The organism is Paenibacillus methanolicus, from assembly GCF_008124765.1.
Classification (GTDB): Bacteria; Bacillota; Bacilli; order Paenibacillales; family Paenibacillaceae; genus Paenibacillus_Z; species Paenibacillus_Z methanolicus.
In genome coordinates this window covers 470,093-486,919 of sequence record NZ_VNHS01000004.1, presented here as the reverse complement: position 1 = coordinate 486,919, position 16,827 = coordinate 470,093, and the positions used below count along the sequence as shown (strand labels likewise).

18 protein-coding genes are annotated in these 16,827 nt (G+C 54.1%); all 18 read right to left on the bottom strand.

Annotation, left to right across the window (positions count from 1 at the left end; all coding sequences use genetic code 11):
• Nucleotides 1-13: 13 nt before the first annotated feature.
• Entirely contained in the window at nt 14-1,834 is a 1,821-nt protein-coding gene (locus BCM02_RS13675; RefSeq protein ID WP_148929648.1) for a glycosyltransferase family 2 protein, read from the bottom strand.
• Nucleotides 1,831-2,403 carry a dTDP-4-dehydrorhamnose 3,5-epimerase gene (gene rfbC / locus BCM02_RS13670; protein ID WP_148929647.1) on the bottom strand — a complete coding sequence of 191 codons (573 nt, stop codon included), beginning with the start codon at nt 2,401-2,403 and terminating at the stop codon, nt 1,831-1,833. Before rfbC ends, BCM02_RS13675 begins: the two co-directional genes overlap by 4 nt.
• Nucleotides 2,404-2,435: 32 nt before the next feature.
• Entirely contained in the window at nt 2,436-3,371 is a 936-nt protein-coding gene (locus tag BCM02_RS13665; protein WP_148929646.1) for an NAD-dependent epimerase/dehydratase family protein, read from the bottom strand.
• The gene (locus BCM02_RS13660; protein ID WP_148929645.1) at nt 3,368-4,066 is read right to left on the bottom strand and encodes an LbetaH domain-containing protein; all 699 of its coding nucleotides are present in this window, start codon (nt 4,064-4,066) and stop codon (nt 3,368-3,370) included. Before BCM02_RS13660 ends, BCM02_RS13665 begins: the two co-directional genes overlap by 4 nt.
• 5 nt (nt 4,067-4,071) lie before the next feature.
• The gene (gene rfbF, locus BCM02_RS13655) at nt 4,072-4,854 is read right to left on the bottom strand and encodes a glucose-1-phosphate cytidylyltransferase (RefSeq protein ID WP_148929644.1); all 783 of its coding nucleotides are present in this window, start codon (nt 4,852-4,854) and stop codon (nt 4,072-4,074) included.
• Between the two features lie 179 nt (nt 4,855-5,033).
• Nucleotides 5,034-6,266: a glycosyltransferase family 4 protein gene (locus BCM02_RS13650; protein ID WP_148929643.1), complete on the bottom strand. Its 1,233-nt coding sequence runs from the start codon at nt 6,264-6,266 to the stop codon at nt 5,034-5,036.
• Nucleotides 6,256-7,428 carry a class I SAM-dependent methyltransferase gene (locus BCM02_RS13645; RefSeq protein WP_148929642.1) on the bottom strand — a complete coding sequence of 391 codons (1,173 nt, stop codon included), beginning with the start codon at nt 7,426-7,428 and terminating at the stop codon, nt 6,256-6,258. Before BCM02_RS13645 ends, BCM02_RS13650 begins: the two co-directional genes overlap by 11 nt.
• A 58-nt stretch (nt 7,429-7,486) precedes the next feature.
• The gene (locus BCM02_RS13640; protein ID WP_148929641.1) at nt 7,487-8,614 is read right to left on the bottom strand and encodes an FkbM family methyltransferase; all 1,128 of its coding nucleotides are present in this window, start codon (nt 8,612-8,614) and stop codon (nt 7,487-7,489) included.
• A gap of 95 nt (nt 8,615-8,709) precedes the next feature.
• Nucleotides 8,710-9,780 (bottom strand): class I SAM-dependent methyltransferase, encoded by a 1,071-nt coding sequence (locus BCM02_RS13635; RefSeq protein ID WP_148929640.1) that lies wholly within the window; start codon nt 9,778-9,780, stop codon nt 8,710-8,712.
• Nucleotides 9,781-10,026: 246 nt separating this feature from the next.
• Entirely contained in the window at nt 10,027-10,923 is an 897-nt protein-coding gene (gene hag / locus BCM02_RS13630) for a flagellin Hag (protein WP_148929639.1), read from the bottom strand.
• A gap of 237 nt (nt 10,924-11,160) precedes the next feature.
• The gene (gene csrA, locus BCM02_RS13625) at nt 11,161-11,403 is read right to left on the bottom strand and encodes a carbon storage regulator CsrA (protein ID WP_148929638.1); all 243 of its coding nucleotides are present in this window, start codon (nt 11,401-11,403) and stop codon (nt 11,161-11,163) included.
• 3 nt (nt 11,404-11,406) lie between these two features.
• On the bottom strand, nt 11,407-11,850 hold the full coding sequence (gene fliW / locus BCM02_RS13620) for a flagellar assembly protein FliW (protein ID WP_187434194.1): 444 nt from the start codon (nt 11,848-11,850) through the stop codon (nt 11,407-11,409).
• Nucleotides 11,851-11,938: 88 nt separating this feature from the next.
• Complete coding sequence (locus BCM02_RS13615; protein WP_148929636.1) at nt 11,939-12,505, bottom strand: DUF6470 family protein; 567 nt, start codon at nt 12,503-12,505, stop codon at nt 11,939-11,941.
• Nucleotides 12,506-12,522: 17 nt separating this feature from the next.
• Nucleotides 12,523-13,500 (bottom strand): flagellar hook-associated protein FlgL, encoded by a 978-nt coding sequence (flgL, locus tag BCM02_RS13610; RefSeq protein WP_148929635.1) that lies wholly within the window; start codon nt 13,498-13,500, stop codon nt 12,523-12,525.
• A gap of 133 nt (nt 13,501-13,633) precedes the next feature.
• Nucleotides 13,634-15,190 carry a flagellar hook-associated protein FlgK gene (gene flgK / locus BCM02_RS13605; RefSeq protein ID WP_148929634.1) on the bottom strand — a complete coding sequence of 519 codons (1,557 nt, stop codon included), beginning with the start codon at nt 15,188-15,190 and terminating at the stop codon, nt 13,634-13,636.
• Nucleotides 15,191-15,412: 222 nt separating this feature from the next.
• Complete coding sequence (locus BCM02_RS13600; protein WP_148929633.1) at nt 15,413-15,916, bottom strand: flagellar protein FlgN; 504 nt, start codon at nt 15,914-15,916, stop codon at nt 15,413-15,415.
• A 39-nt stretch (nt 15,917-15,955) separates the two neighbouring features.
• Entirely contained in the window at nt 15,956-16,222 is a 267-nt protein-coding gene (gene flgM, locus BCM02_RS13595) for a flagellar biosynthesis anti-sigma factor FlgM (RefSeq protein WP_148929632.1), read from the bottom strand.
• A 116-nt stretch (nt 16,223-16,338) separates the two neighbouring features.
• Nucleotides 16,339-16,731 (bottom strand): TIGR03826 family flagellar region protein, encoded by a 393-nt coding sequence (locus BCM02_RS13590; RefSeq protein WP_148929631.1) that lies wholly within the window; start codon nt 16,729-16,731, stop codon nt 16,339-16,341.
• Nucleotides 16,732-16,827: the final 96 nt, after the last annotated feature.

The window sequence follows — 16,827 nt, the reverse complement described above, 5'->3', positions numbered from 1 at the left end:
CGAGAGTGACTTGTTAATCGGGAATAGCCTCTAATTTCAGCTGGTACATCGCATAGCCGGGTTTCATAGCGGCTACGATGTACCGGGCCTGCGTCTCTTGGTTGCCGGACAACAGTTTGGCCACCGATTCGATCATCCGAGTCGCCTGCGGGCCGCGTTCAACGATGAAATCCATGACGGCCGCCTGGCCGAATCCGTGCTTCCGCGCTTCCGTCAGCAGCATATTCCGCACGTATATCCTTCGATTGTGAAGGGAAGCGGACGCATTCAGCATATCGAAGATCGCCTCAATGCTGATGTTGTTGGTGACGTAAAAGATCAAGCTGCCGTTATCCGCAAGCATCCTCGCTAACATCCCGAATACGACGCTCGCCTCTTCAGGATACGTATCCAGCGGCTTCTCGATGTAAATCAAATCCAACTTGCCGCAAACTACCTCCGGGAGCTGATCAAGCCGTTCAATCACAGAAACGTCGTCGGACAGCGTCCGCAAGTCCGTCTCGTATTTGGGCTCCGTCGTGCAGAGCCGCAAGTCCGGCTGGATGCCGAACTCGGACCAGATGCGATTTTTGATCTGCATGAACGTTGCTCCGCATTTGACATCTACGCCTAATAGGGTCTGCGCGCCGCTCAAATATTTCCGGTCGATCTCCAGATAGGTCGAATCCATGCGGGCGTCCTGCCAAGCATCCAACCCGTACTTGTCGAAGAAACTCCTCCGCCCCTCTTCCAAGGAACCGGTCAGATGATCCGACGTGGTCGTCAAGCTACCGTAATGGTGGGTGACCGTATCGGCGCAGTACACCAGCTTATAGCCGGCTCGCCTGATTTTGAAGCTGATGTCGTCATCCAGAAACTCGCCGCGGTAAAAACGGGTATCGTAGTAGCCGATCTTCTCGAGCAGCGCGGTCCGGCAGCATAAGACATTGGGCAGCAAGACTACACGTTCCTCCCATTTGGATGGATTGCTGATGTTAAACGCCCTTGCCCGCTCCTGAAAATCCGCGATGGAGACGAATGGGATGTCGATCTGCTGCATATTGGAGATCGAGGTGGCTCCCGGGGAAACGTATCCGATTTGGGGATCGCTCTCGATGCAAGCCATCAGATTATGGATCCAATTGGACGTGAAAATAAAATCGTTGCACACGGCAGCGGTATATCGGCCCTCCGCCGCCATGAGTCCCATGTTAAAGCCTTTGACGAGGTGAATATTATACTTCAAGTGAATGACCTTCGCGCCCGGAACGGAGTCGAAATACGCCTTCGTGCCATCCGTGGAGCCGTTGTCCACCAGAACCAATTCGTAGTCCATATCCCCCATGTTCGCGATAATGCTATCCACGCAATCGCGCGTCACGGCAAGATTATTGTACGCCAACAACACGACGCTCACCTTGCAGCCGGCCTCTTCCCCCAGCGTCACGATCTCATGGTGGTCAACGTCCACAATCTCCGGGTAGAATCGTGGATACGCCTCCTTGTCCACATGGCGCTCGACGATGTACGCGATTTCGAATTCTAGCACGCGGTATAACGAGTAAAAGTGAAAGCGGAAATCGTACAGAAACCGATCCACTTGATCGTCGTTCAAATCCTGCATGAGGCCGTCCAGGTAATAACGCAAATTGGCGTTGATTTCTGGCACGCGGTGAGGGACGTCGGCCTCGGCCATGCTCTTCTCGAGGATATCCAGCAGTTCGCCCATCGTTTCAAAGATCGCGATATCGGGCGCATTCAGCTCGCCCCGACGGATGCAATTTTGCAAATGGATCACGCCCTCATAACCGCCCTGAAGCAGCTCTAACGAATGCGTTGCGATTTCGGTATTCATGTCCGAACTCCCTCCGATAAACGTATGCCGTCCCTCATCTTGTCGAAATCGGTCCAACTCCGATCCTTCTCGGAGAGAAGGAGGTCCTCCGTGAACGGCCACTCGATGCCGAAGAACGGATCGTTCCAGCGGACGCCGGACTCATGGGAAGGGGTGTAGTACTCGCTGACCATATACTGAATGACCGTATTCTCGGTTAACGTCTGATAGCCGTGCGCGAACCCTTTGGGCACGAATAGCGATTGGCCGTCATCCGCGGACAGCGTGACGCCAACCCATTTGCCGAAGGTCGGGCTATCCAGATTCAGGTCGACGATGACGTCGTACAGTTTCCCTTGGACGCAATTCACGATCTTCTCTTCGCCATGGGGAGGCCGCTGAAAATGCATCCCTCTCAACGTGCGCGCATGCTTGTTAAAGGCTTCGTTGCATTGCGCCATGCGAAAAGAAAGGCCGTGCTCGGCCAATGTTCGGCCGCAGAACGTTCGGGCAAAGCTGCCGCGGTTGTCTGCGATCGGCTTCTGTACAAGCAGAGCGGCTCCATGCAGAGAGAGTGGCTGAACATTCATGACCGGCGATTCTCCTTGCTCTATAGTGGTAGTTAGCGGCTGCCATCGTGGTTGATCGGCATGTCCTTGTTCATTAGGATGGACAGCATGTCCCTTACGAATGCTTCAAGACTCGCTCTCGGCTCCAATCGAGGGTGCTCGATCCGGCTGGTAAATTCGAATTCCACCGACGAATCCGCTCTTTCCGGTGCTTCGATCCGGACCGGCAGCCCGAATTGTTCTTGCGCGATGCGCTGCACCAACCGGGCATACTGCAGCACGCTCAGCGTTTCTTTCCCATAGGCATGAATCATGCGTTCCTTCGGCCGCTCCTCCAAGAGCCACAGGATGCTTCCGCAAACGTCCGACGCGCCCACGAAGTTACGAAGTTGGCGTCCGGGCGTCAGGAGCGTGATCAGGCGGCGTTCAATCGCTTCCCGGCAAAATAAAAACGGGATCAAATGCCATCGCTTGAACGCGTCCACCTTATGCGGCACGCCGAACACATTCGAAGGCCGGACGATCCACCCGTTGATCGGACCGGCCCTATCGAACATCTGCACGGTCTGTTCCGCGATCAGATGAGACAACCCGTAGTCGTTCCGAGGGGCCGGAGCGGTCTGCTCGGTCAGCACGCCGCCCGTCGAGCCGAACACATGGAAGCTAGAGACGTAGATAAAATCCGGGATGCCGTTGGCTTTGCAGAAATCAAGGGCGGCATGGATCCCGGCTGCGGCTTCGGCGAGCGCGCCGAGGGGATCATTTTTGAGCATGCCTTCATTCGGCGAAACGAGATGGACCATGGCGTCAATGCCGCCGGCAGGAAGGCTTGCAACCTCAGAAGGCCGGGAGAAATCCATGCGAAAATCTCCGCTTCGTCTGCTTGCGGTCAAGACGCGATACTGCGACTGCCTTAAATGATGCGCCAAATGGAGGGCCAGGTAACCCTCCGCGCCGCTAACGAGCACCGTTTTGGCCGGCACGCTCATCCCCCTTTCTCCTTGCGGGGAATCGGGACATTAAAGAAGGACTGGGCCCAAGGCTTGTCAACCTGCCGGCTCATGTGCTTCCCGTCTTCCGTATTCCGATAGTAGACGGCCCCCGGTTGCAGGTCGTCGTTGCGAAGAAGGGCTTGATTGCCGATCGTGACATGGTCGCCAACGCGGCACCCGCCGATGATCGCGGACTGCGGGGCCATGGCCACGCCTTTGCCCAACACCGGATAGACGCCGTTGATCGCGCCGACCGTGCACCCTTGATAACAGACGAAGAAATCGTCATACAAGGCTTTGCCCAGCACAATCCCTCCCCCGTGCACGACGAGAAAGATGTCGGGCATGGCCGCGTCATACATGCACGCGACCCCATTGAGCGCTTTATTGAGATAGAACAGCTTCGATGCTAGTTCGGCGTCCTCCAGCCGTCTCCAGATCGAATTGGATAGGAACCACAAGAACATCGTATATTGATCCGAGTGCAGGTGGGAGAGGAAGGTCACGCCCTCGCGATGATACGATCGAAGCGCCACATGGCGGAAGCAATATTCCGCGCGGTCCAGCGCATCTTGAAATGCTTCGTCAATCCGCGGATCGCGAGGCGACAATCGACCGTCCGGGAAGAAATGGTCCAACTGACGAAAGACGTAGGTTTGAAGCTCTTGCATGGAGAGCGAGATGTTGAACATGGGCGTTATTCCTCCCACACTTTCCACGGCGCCTTCTGATGGACCCACATGTCATCCAACGTAATCTTCTCGCGCAGCGTATCCATCGGCTGCCAGAACCCGTGATGTTGATAGACGTTCAACTGGCCGTCTTTCGCCAGATTTTGCAAGGGCCCCTGCTCGAATATCGTCTCGTCCTCGACGTCAATATAATCGAAGACTTCCGGCTCACAGACCATAAATCCGCCGTTGATCCAGCTGCCGTCCCCTTTCACCTTCTCGGCAAAGCCGACGACCCGGTCGCCTTCGAGTTCGAGACGGCCGAATCGGCCATCCGGTTGAACGGCCGAGATCGTGGCGTGATTCCCGTGTTTTCGGTGCCACTGCACCAAATCGTCGATATTTATGTTGGCGAGTCCATCCCCATAGGTGAGCATGAACGGTTCGTTGCCGATAATCGGTTGGACTCTTTTGATCCGGCCGCCCGTCATCGTATTGATTCCGGTATCGACAAGCGTGACCTTCCAAGGCTCTACTTTGTTATGATGCACATTGACCGTATTGGCGGACGTAAAATCGTACGTAATGACCCCCGACATATGGAGGTAGTAATTCGCGAAATACTCCTTAATGGCATAGCCCTTGTAACCCAAGCAAATCACGAAATCGTTGTAGCCGTAGTGGGAATATATTTTCATAATATGCCACAGAATCGGCGCATCTCCGATCTGAATCATGGGCTTCGGTTTGATATGAGACTCCTCGCTAATGCGCGTGCCCCTGCCGCCTGCCAAAATCACAACCTTCATGCCGTCCACTTCCTTTCCCGGCCATCCGATTTTCCATAATATCACCTTATTGCATAAAGCCTATTCGGATGGCCGCGCCCTTCTCGACTGTCGACAGAATGCTCGTATGGAGGCGTTATGATAGGATGGGATTTCGACTTCGAGGTGGTGAGGGGGTTCCGGACATGGAAGCGGGGCGGTTATGAACTAGCCGTCTGCAGCATATGGTCGATTTTCTTGCAAAGCGTTACCCAGTCGAAATGGTCGATTGCATCCTGCTGCGTCCGGGTGCAGACCACTCGCAATCGTTCCGGGTCGTTGCAGGCTTCAATCAGACGCCGGGCTAAATCGGCCGCATCGCCAACCTCGTGAAGCGAACCGTACTCGACCTGCCGATTATTCCTACGATATGCCTCATCGAACAGCTTTCCTCTTCGGCCATGCTCCGAGGCGGCATCGCGGCTCGATTCGATATCCGAGGCGATGAAATAACACCCATGCGCTTTCGCTTCCGCCATGACGTTCGCAAACCCTTCGTATAAGGAGGGGAGCGCGAAAATTTTGGCTTTGGCAAACCATTCGTTCAACAGCGGCTTGTCCTGGATGTAACCGAGAAATACGATACGCTCGGCCAGCTTCGGGTTCTCGTTCAGAAAGCGCTCCACCTCCGGCTCGAACGAGGGTTCAATGCTGCCGGCCAGCACCAATTTCCAGCTTGGGGGCAATTGCGGAGCGGCCAGTTTGAAGCCTTCGAGCAGCACGTCCGTCGCTTTTTGCTGCGTTCCCAACCGGCCGACGGTCAGGATAACGTCCTCTTTCTCCTCGAACGAAAACATCCGCAGCAACCGATTCTCTTCGCTACCCAGCGAGTAATACCCATTCGGAATGTAATGCACCGGAACCGGCCACTTCTGATTGAGGTATTCGATCATAGTCTCGCTGGTGACAACGTCGCATCGCTGCAGGAACGCAACGAACGCCTCGTCCAGCGCGGTATTATTGATCCAGGCCAGGTTGGCATCGAGCTTCAAGTAGATTTTCCCCTTCGGGTTCTGTTCCTTGTATGCGGCCGCCACCTTAAAAAAGAAAGCGTAGAAGCCGAAGAAGTAGAGCACGTCGATATCTTTGGCATGCTTGACGATATACCCGACCATATCCCGAATGCAATCTTCCTGGTTGGCCCCGAACACCGTCTGAAGGATGGTCTCCGACCGAAATTCAAACGAAGGTTCGATCAGATCAACTTCCACCGGTTCCGAGAACTGGCCAAGCGCTGGCCATGAAAGCTCGCCTACGCTTGGCTTCAACGATACGTAGCGGGCCGTATAATCATGGTGTTTTTGCATGATGTACGGAATAATGCCCACGTCTTTCGTCAGATGGCTGTTCTCCAAACCGGGCCACAATATACAGAATGTTTTCTTAGCTTTCATACATCCACCGCCTTTCGTCATCACGTAAGGTTCGGCTCCAGTCATTCAGCAAGCTTCGCGTCTCGTTCACCTTCGATTGGAAGGTCGCCTCGCACTTGCGCTCGAAACTCATCATCGCCTCCAGAAATTGTTCTTTCAGCTGCACGATGTCCAGTTTGAGCTTCGTAGAGCCCGTCCGATATGCAAGATCCGCTGCGATTCGTTCACAAGCGGAGATCATGGAGCCGATCTCGTGCATCAGCTGCTCGCCGCCTTCCATCCGATCCAATCGCGAAAGCCCGCTTTCAAGGGCTTGGCATTGGCTGATTAGTCGAGTGAACTGCTCGTTGTCATGAGGAGGCAGGCACTGGCGTAGGATGCCTGCTTTGACTTCCGTCGTAATCGTCTTTTTCCATACGGTCGACCTCGCGAGCGGTTTTTCATAGTCATCGTCGAACAAGACCTTAAGCGCGAAAATAACCCCCGTGTGGTAACCGCCGTCCATCTGCTCATCCGGGGTAAAATCTTTATTCTGAATCTGCGGCGGCAATTCGCTAAAGTAGCAGTCGCAATGATACCCCATCAATATCCCGCCCGGCTTGAGCTTCTTGATGGCGAGGATCATCTCTTCCATTACCGTGCCGTATCGCTGCTCGTGCAGAAATATCGCGTCGAAATAATCGTTCTGAATCAGAGCTAGCTGTTGCAGGCTATCGCCCAAGAACGGAATGATCTGCTGCGACACGCCAAGCTTCGCCATTGTTTGCGAAAATCGCCGTAGTTGGCTCTCGGTCGTGCTTGGCGCCGCTTGATTCGACCCCCACCCGCCGCAGCAGTAAAGACGGTTCTTCTCGTCGAACAGCTTCAACGCGGCGGCCTGAAAATAAATCCCTGCGTCCAAATCGCCCAGGTTGAGCATGCGGGCATGCTTGCCGGTGGTGCGCAGCATACGATCAATCGTGAAGGCTACGACCGCGACCATATCTTCCTGCACGATCGGCTTCTCGGCATACTTATTGACCTCTTCCAGATTATGCATAATTACCTGCAGTCCATCGATATACACGGGCGTATGTTTCTCCGTTAGATTCATGCCAAAATCGGTCAGTCGGGTGATGCTGCCATTATCGTTGATGACCAACTCGTGTTTAATGCCATTCGCCCGAATGCTGAGCTCATACATGGTAACAACCCCTTCGCATCACCTTCGGCAGCCACTCTTGCCTAGCATGCGGCCGACCTTACAATCGTTCCGGATACATGGCGTAGAACAGATCGCTCCGCGTTAACACCAAGTTCTCCCCTTTGAGCGTAAGACCGAAGTCGTACTGATTGATCGCCTTGAAGAAAGCGTGGCTGCAGCCACGCTTCATGGCGTCATGCAGTTCAATGATAATCATTTTGACTTTGCCCAACCAACTTTCGAAGCCCTCCGAGAACACTTCTCTCTCCGCGCCTTCGATGTCCAACTTGAGAATATCGATTTCGTCAAAGCCGCTGTTCTCGAAGAGCGATTGGATGGTGACGGCTTTAAAGCTGGATTCATCCGGTTCGTCAGTCTCCAGCACCATGGTCCCCCATTTGCCCAGTCCGACATCCCGTACATTTAAGTATGTATTTTTGTTCCACAAGCCGGAATGAACCGGTTCTACCTGTGTATAGGGTTTTGTATTGTACTGCATCACGTCGAAATTGGATTTATCCGGCTCCACGGCGATGATTTTCGCCCCCGGATAGAGATTGGCGAACCAGACGCTGGCATACCCGGCATTGGCTCCGCCGTCGATGATCAGCTTCGGGGAGAACGTAAGGTCCGGGAAACTATATTCATGGAATCGGAATATTTGCTGCAGCGCAAAAGGATCCGACGTCTCGGTCCTGGCGTAAACCGGATGCGGAACGCCTTCAATATTGAATTGCTCTACTTTGTATTCATCGAAGAAGGAAGGCCGGAGGGATTGCTTGATATCCGCCAGCAAACTTAACGTCTCCTCCGATTGCGATTCGCTAGCCTCCAGACAGGACAAAGCCAGCTCGTGCTCGCCGATGCTATGCAGCACATAAGCCAAGTTATATCGCGCGTCTGCATTCGTTGGATTGATTGCCAGGGATTCCTGAAGAAGAGGAATCACATAATCCAATTGCTTGATTGACCAGAAGGTGATGCCGAGATTGCTGAGCAATAGGTCGAGCGAAGCTTGCCCGAATAACGGCTGCAGCATGACGGGAATCGCCTCGGCCAACAGGTTATGGTCGATGATGGCATTGGCAAGCGCAAGAAGTGCCTCTTCATCGTTTACATCCGCTTCAAGCGCGGCCAAATGTCCCTTTATATCCGACTCTATCTTCTGCGATAGGTTGACGTTCATGTTCGTGATCCCCCCAATGGTCCAATGGCCGAATCCTCTTGGCGCTTCGCGGTTTGTACGGCTGAATACCTGTATTATTCCGGCGGGGGGTGAATTTATGCCTCGAATGACAGCGCCGTGCCGACATACCCCAATTCATCCAACTGACTTCGAATTTGGGCTTCGTGCGCGTTGGCGAAAATGATGATCGCCTCAAATTGATTCACTTCCTCGGGGGTAGGCTTCATAATGGGGATACCTGCGAGCGTATGACCATGCTTGCCTGGATCGGTATCGAATAGACACACCACCGGGACCTTCCCTTCCAACATGGCCAGAAAACACATCGCCTCCGCACCGGCTCCCCAAGCCGCGACTTTCGCGCTTGCCGGCAGATGCGCGATCAGATGGTCGAACGCAGAGTCTCGCTTTGCCTTGAACGTTAGCCGCGGCTTCGGAACTTGCCGGACGTAGAGCTCCAACAAATTGGGGTTATCTGATTCTTGCGCGCAAATGACCGTCAGTCCTACCCGATTGGCCATGACGGAAAGGCTGTAGGGGGAGAAATACTGGATGTGGTCGGTGCACAGATTGTAATATAAGCGGTTTTGCATAATTCGTTGCCCATTCGGAACCTCGACCAGCATTACACCGTTATCGTTCAACAGTCTTGCGGCTTGCTCCACTAATGCAGCCGGATCTTCCAAGTGTTCCAAGACCTCAATGATGGTAATGACATCGAAGCCGTCCGCAAACGGAAGCTCTCCATGAAAATAATCATGGATTACTGAAAATCCTCTCTCGCGAGCAGCCGCCACGCTGGTGGCAGAAGGTTCCACGCCTTGCAAGTCCTCGAAGTGGTTCTTGGCTAACGCAAGATAGTGCCCTACCCCGCAGCCAATGTCCAAGAAGCGCTTTCGGGCTGGAGCCCACTTTCCCAAACGCTCAATTTGTTGTTCTCTAACGCGTCTGAAGCTGGCTCCCCAAAAAGAACCCATAGCATAATCGTCGTAATACTCCTCGCTGATCTGGGCTGGCATTTGGCCATGCCCGCATTGTTCGCATTGATAGATTTCGATATCCCGCAATTTCAAACGATCTGCGTCGAACGCGCTCATCAACATATGCGGCGTTCTATCGTACTTCTCTTCTAGTCGACAAAGGTGTCCGCAAATGCAGCAATTCATGATGACCCATCCTTTTGTCCGAGTTATATTGGTATGCAGGTAAGAGATGCGGCGCAGGCCCTACTCGACTATATTTTCGGCAATGCGTGTAGTCGTTATTCGAAAACGATCAGGACTCTCGGAAGTACCGTCGTTCGCCACGCAGCCGTCTTCGTCGTGTCCGCAATCTTGAAAACATCATAGGTTCCTAATCCATAAAAAAGCCCGTATCCGCTTCAAGCGGATACGGGCTATACGGGGGGGGGATTAACGGAGAAGTTGCAGGACCCCTTGCGGCTGCTGGTTCGCTTGCGCGAGCATCGCTTGCGCCGCTTGGGACAGAATATTGTTCTTCGTTTGCTCCATCATTTCTTTGGCCATGTCGACGTCGCGAATACGGGATTCCGCTGCCGTCAGGTTCTCGCTCGTCGTGCCCAAGTTGTTGATCGTGTGCTCCAGACGGTTCTGGTACGCACCCAGCTTGGAACGCTCTGCCGATACGGTCTCGATCGCCGTGTTGATCGACGTGATCGCCGCGCTTGCCGATGCTTGCGAGGAGATGCTGATGCCTTCCGTTGCAACGGCTGCTGCGGTACCTGTTGCCGCTGCGTTCGTCGTGGAGGCGCCGGTTACGCCCAGCGTCTTCGCGTCCATTGCCGAGATCGACAGCGCCATGTTCTGGCCTGCGTTCGCGCCAATTTGGAACGTCAGGTCGGAGGCGCTCGTCACGGTCGAACCCGTCTTCGCGGATCCGTCAAGCAGCTTCTTCGTGTTGAATTCCGTCGTGTTCGAGATCCGCGTGATTTCTTTCGCCAGCTCGTCGACTTCCTTCTGTAGTTCGCCGCGGTCCGTCGACGTGTTCGTGTCGTTGGACGATTGTACCGCGAGTTCGCGCATACGCTGCAGGATGCTGTGCGTTTCGTTCAGCGCGCCTTCCGCCGTTTGAATCAAAGAGATACCGTCTTGCGCGTTCTTGCCCGCCATGTCGAGGCCGCGAATCTGGCCGCGCATTTTCTCGGAGATCGCGAGACCCGCCGCGTCGTCGCCCGCACGGTTGATGCGCAGACCCGAGGACAGTTTCTCGATCGATTTGTTCGTGTTCGCCGAGTTCGTGCTCAGCTGACGGTACGTGTTCAAAGATGCAATGTTGTGGTTAATACGCATGATAAATTTCCTCCCTGAATGTGAGGCCCGCTTCCTTGCGGTGCCTTGATGATTGGTTACAAGCGCTTCGCGAGTCTTGCTTCTCTCTCGTGCCCTTGTACTATATATATCGGCCGTACGAGAGGTTCTGTTAGAGCTGTGCCGCCGGTAAGATTACCCATCATTCGCGTTGTTCCGCATGCAAAAAAGAGCCTCCGCACGTAATATGCGAAGACCCTTCATGACAACCGGTAGGTATTATTGACCGCCTTTCGCGTTGCCGCGCAGCAAATCGGCCAGCCTGTTCAAAGACGTCTCTCCTTGCGCCGCTTCTTTATTGGAGGCTTGAATGTTTAAGTATATTTCTTTGCGGAAGATCTCGACCTCTTTGGGCGCCCTGATGCCCAGCTTGACATTGTCGCCTTCGACGCTCACCACGACGACCTCGATATTCCCCGCGATCATGATCGATTCTCCGCTCTTCCGGGCTAAAACGAGCATCGGCTATCCCTCCCGCTCTTCGTGTGATGGGGCCTTCAACAGCGGATGACGGTTGCTGTACGCGCTGTTATGAAGGATGATCTGCTTGGCTTCGCGCGTCTTCTTGTTCATCACGATCGGCGCCAGCAGGTTGATCGTCGCCTCGGCCGCATTGGCGGGCAAGATGATGACGGACCACACCTCTACATCCTCCGGCTGTTCGATCCGCAGCTCTTGTTGGGCATGCTCAGGCATGTCCCATTCGTATTCCGGGTAAAAATGAAACGGATTGCCAATCAGCAACGACAGGCTGGATTCTTCCTCCGACTGAAGCAGTTTGATCGGCAGCTCAATCTCCAAGTCCAGTATAGCAAAATTTCTCAGCTCTTCGAAGCCGGGAAGCCCCTGATTGAATACCACCTTCTCCGAACCCGTCACTTTAATATCGCCAAGTCGAGTCGACTCCATCTGCATGCTCTCCTCCAATCGGGGTATATAGCAAAAAACTATAGACAGCGCGCTTCGCAAAGCGCGGTGGCTGTCTATAGTTCGTCGTCTATTTCATCATATCGAGCACCGGAGGCGTAATCTCTACGCGATTCATCTGGCGCAAATAAACCTCTACTTTGCCCGGCGTATAATGATGCTCCGCCCGGTTAGGCGTCACGTTGTATTCCACGCCGCCCTGCTGCACGTCAATAATCGGCTTGCTCGCCTTGTATTCGATGTCGACATTGTCCATCGAGGCTTCGCCCTCGAAAGCAAACTCGGGGAACGTGCGCCGCCAATCTTTGGCGCTCTCCGCGATCGGATTGCCGCCTTGATGGATGGCCGCCATCTGATTGCCCTTCTCGACGGTACGCGCAATACCGGACATCGCAAGCTGAGACGCTTTCGCGTAGATTCGCTTCATCGTCTCCAGATTGTTGCCCAGCGCCAAAGCGTCCCGAGCTCGGGACTGGTCGATAGTCAACTGCCCCTCCGTCTGTTCGATCGTAAGCTTGGCGGAAGTCTGTTTCATCTCGATGGTAGGACCAGGCTGTTCGATCTCCTGCTGCGCGGGGGTCGTCTGCAAGCCGATCTGCGCATATTCCTGATGGATCTGAATTTGCGGAATACGCATGTTACCTCACCTCAACTCTATCTCAGAAAATCGACCAGGCTCGGACGGATGATCTGCGCGCCGGCGGACAACGACGCCTGGTACACGTTCTCTTCCATCTTCAGGTTCGTGATGACCTGCGCCATATCCGCGTCTTCCGCCTTGGATTGCACGGTTTGCAGGTTGATGTTGTTATCCTGCAGACGGGCGGTGATCAGCTCGATCCGGTTCATCCGCGCTCCGACTTCGGAACGTTTCTCCAGCATGGTACTCATCCTGGAATCCACCTTGCCGATCAATTCGGATACCGCATCGGAATCCCCGGCATCCATCGCGTTAATCGCCTGACTAAGAATGTTGAACACATTATCGCTGCTGGCCTCATTGCCGGGAACGACGGCATTGCCGAAAAACTCGTTTCCGGTGACGTTAACGGCCATAACCATGCTTGGCGACAGTTCGTATTTAATTTGCCCGGTATCGCTCGTAACATTCTGGGCCAAGTAATTCGCCGTCGGATCGGCGGCCAACTGAGCCGGCGTAACGGCAGCGGCCTCGTCGATCGTCCGCTTCAAGTAAGGCGCCGTCTGCGTCTGCTCGCCGTTGTACATGAATTTGCCGTTGAACTGGCTGTTGCCGATCTCGACCAGCTGGCTATGGAGTTGCTTCAGCTCCGTGCTGATCGAGTTGAGCGCATCCTGCGGCAGCGTGCCGTTGGCGCCGCTGACCATCAGTTCGCGCACGCGGTGCAGCACGTCGACGGCTTCGCCCATCGTCGTATCCGTGTACTCGAGCAGCGATGTCGCCGCATCGACGTTGCGCTCGTACTGTTCGTTCGCCTGCAGCTCGCTCCGGTAACGCATCGCGAACGTCAATCCGACCGGATCGTCGGACGGCTTGTTGATCCGCTTGCCGGAAGAAAGTTGATCCTGCAGGGTATTCATACGATTCATATTTCCGGTTATATTACTAAGGAGACGGGCGTTCATCATCGATTGGGTGACGCGTAAAGACATCGGTCATTACCTCCGTGGTCTAGGATTTAGCAAGGCGAAACGGCTGTCGCCGTCTTTGCGGCGCGGCGCGTTACGTTCCGGAGAAATACAGGATGAGCTATAAGTGTGAAACTTATAATTTCCTGTATTCAAATTAGAGGCCTACGCGGCCCATGCCGTTGATGATTTTGTCCAACATCTCGTCCATCGTGCTCATGGTGCGGGCAGCCGCATTGTACGCATGCTGGAACTTGATCAGGTTCGACATCTCTTCGTCCAGCGAGACGCCGCTGACGGATTGGCGGTTCGATTCGACTTGGTCGACCAGCGACTGCTGGTTCGCCAAGCGACGGTTGGCTTCCTCGGCCTGTACGCCCAACTGACCGACGACCGAGCGGAAATACGCATCGCCCGTGTTCAGGTCCGTATCCGTCCCATTGCCGAAGTTAAACTGGCCATCCCGCATTTGGGAGAAGAGCACCGCCATCGTGTTATTACCCGTAATCACGGTATCGCTAGTCGCTCCGACGGCCACCCGCATCGACGTGGCGATTTTGTTGGCGTTCGCTTCGATCTCCGGATTGAGGCGCAGGCTCTCGGCCGTCAGTCCCTCCGTCGAGCCGTCGGCCTTCGTGAAGAAGGCAAGGCCGGTGGAGTTGGACGTAAAGTTGTAGCCAAGCTGGTGCAAGCCGTTCAGACCATTGACTTTCACGGTCAAATCCTCGGTCAGCGTACGATTAGCCCCCGTGTACGTCACGTTGTTAAGCGTCGTGCCATCCGGCAGGACGGAGCCCTTCGGAATCGTCACCTCGACCTCGCCGTTGGCGATCGAATTCACCATATTATCCAAATCCGAAATATACCCCTGCACGAATTTATCCCTGGACTCGATCATCCCGTAGATCTCGCCGCTATTCAAATCGCCGGACGCATACGCCGTCGTGAGCGTCTCCGCCGACATAGGCGTCACCGTCGAGCCGTTCAGCAGCTCGGTTCCCCCCATCGAAATGCGATACCCGTTCGTGGCATGGCTTACCGTAACGTTCATGATTTTGGACAGTTTGTCCGTCATCAAGTCGCGCTGGTCGCGAAGGTCGTTCGCGTCGTTGCCGAGCGCTTCGATCTTCTGGATGCTGCTGTTCAGCTGCGCGATGTTGTTCAAGTAGCCGTTGGCTTGATCCGTGCGAATCGCGATGTTCTCCGTAATGTCGCCTTTCAAGTCGCTGAGCTGCTTCGCCGTTTGATTGAAGGCATCGACGAGCGCGAGCGCCTGCTCCCGGACGATCTTGCGGCCGTCGGCGCTCTCCGGCGTCTTGCTCAGATCGGACCACGCGTCGTAAAAGTTCGACATGACGGTCCGGATGCCGGTATCCGACGGCTCGTTCATGATTTTCTCCAGCTTCTCCAGCACGTCCTGCTGCACTTCGTAGTTGCCAAGCGACTTATTCTCGTTTCGGAACTGATCGTCGAGGAACTTCTCGCGGACGCGGGTAATCGAGGTGTAGTCTACCCCGGTGCCGATCTGGCCGGCGGAGGTCGAACGCTGCAGCCCGAAGGCTTCCATCGGCTTGGAAGCGGTCAGGTTCACCTTCTGGCGCGTATAGCCCTCCGTATTGGCGTTGCCAATGTTATGCCCGGTCGTATTGAGCGATGCCTGCTGCGCAAATAAGCTTCTTCGTGCGGTCTCCAGCCCATGAAATGTTGAGGTCAACTCGGCACTCTCCTTTATTTAAGAGGTTGTTCAAAAATTCGCCATTTGATCACGAAGCAGATCAAGGAGTATCTCGACATCGAATCTTGCATTCAGGCTTGAAGTCCGGTGCTCATTTAGGTTTGCCTAAACTCCGCTTCTCCTTCTTCGCCTTCACGCAACCTTCTCGGTGCTGAAATGTCGACTTTTTGAACGCTCAATTTAAGCCTTTGTATCGTATCTTTAAGCCTTTGTATCGTATTTATTTAAACGACTATAACCGTTCGCCTGCAAGGCGCGGTGATACGTCACGTCTTCTTCGACGGGTCCAATCAGCAGGTCAAGCGAGTAGTCCACGTAATTGAGCTGCATCCGCAATAGCTGCTGATTGAAATCGTTCAATTCTTTCAATTTGTCGATTAGCCTGCGCAGCGCGTCGCTCGTCTCGATCAGCAGCCGCTTCTCTTCCGCGCTGTAAACGGCTTGAATCAGATGCTCCATCTTGAACTTGCGCACGACGACGAGACCGGTTTGTTTGAAATAATCCCGCACAAGGTTGCTTCGCTGCTGCTCCAGGTCGACGAGCGTCTGCAGCAGTTTCTTCTCCTGGCTCGTCACGCGGGACAAGCCGTTCGTATCGCCGGCTCCGATCACCTGCTGCTTCTCTTTCCCGATCGCAATCAGCTGCTCGTGCACCTCGATCAATCCCTGCAGAACGGTTACGATCTCTTTGACGACCTCTTGCATATTGGCAACGGCCCCTTCCCTTGTATCGGTTGTCAGACGTTATCTGATGAATGGCAATACTTTGTCCGCTAACTTGCCGGCATCTACGTTGTACGTGCCCGAAGCCACTTGCGCTTTGAGCTCTTGAATGCGCTGCGTGCGTTCAGCGTCGTTCGAACGGCTCGTAGAGAGCATCTCCATCGCCTCCGCTGAGAACTTGACTTCATCCTTCTGCTGCTTGCGATCCGCATTGGCGGTCGCGCGTACTTCGTTTTGCTTCTGATAAGGGTTGACTCCGCTAATGCGGCGCATATCGTTAATCTTCATGGAACTATCCCTCCATAGTGGAAACAGCCAAATAAAAAAGCCGATTTATCTGTTGTATACAGATATTATCGGCAATTTTACAAGAAAATTTATATGATTTCGAGCATTGTTTAAATTTAACTTTTCGTCCGGTAGATGCCTTGCCCCGAATTTTTCAGCGCGTCGGCTTTAATTTGCTCGTTCATCTGCCCGACATCCTTGATCAGACGCGTCTTGCAATCTTGACACATGTTCCCGTCGCGGATCATGGTCGCGCACACTTCGCATGGGTAGCCAAGGTTAGGCGCGCCGATAATCGAAATTCGGCCTTCGCGAATAAATTTGGTGATCTGCTTCACGGACACGCCGGTCGCATCGGATAGCTCGTGGGTCGTGATGCCTTTGTTCTGGCGAAGATGCTCCGCGCACAACGTGTACTCCTTGTCGATTTCCTTGATGCAGTTCGGACATACGTCTCTAAAGTTCTTCGTAAACAGTTTGCCACAGCGCGGACAGTTCGCAATATTCATTGTCCATGCCTCCTCCCCTAGGGTGCAGATATCGTTATTCTATCAGTTGTATCGACAAAATACATCATAATTTGATATATCCGCTTCTCTATCCGG